Here is a 240-nt window from a genome sequence, read left to right on the forward strand (position 1 = left end):
GACGAAGACCGTACGGCCCTCCACCGTGCCCCAGCCGGTGATCACACCGTCCGAGTACGGCTTCTTGGCCTCCAGACCGAACCCCGTCGCCCGGTGCCGACGCAACTGCTCGACCTCCCGGAACGAACCCGCATCGAGCAACAGCTCGATACGCTCCCGCGCGGTCAGCTTGCCCTTGGCATGCTGCGCCTCGGTCGCCCTCTCACTCGGGCCGGCCAGCGCCCGGGCACGAATCTCGTG

1 protein-coding gene is annotated in these 240 nt (G+C 69.2%); it reads right to left on the reverse strand.

Going from position 1 to position 240, the window contains the following annotated elements:
• Positions 1 to 240, reverse strand: a 240-nt coding sequence (locus IG08_RS55555; protein WP_275937288.1) for a carboxyl transferase domain-containing protein, incomplete at both ends; no start/stop codon positions are given.

The sequence above is a fragment of the Streptomyces fulvoviolaceus genome (assembly GCF_000718165.1).
GTDB classification, from domain to species: domain Bacteria; phylum Actinomycetota; class Actinomycetes; order Streptomycetales; family Streptomycetaceae; genus Streptomyces; species Streptomyces fulvoviolaceus.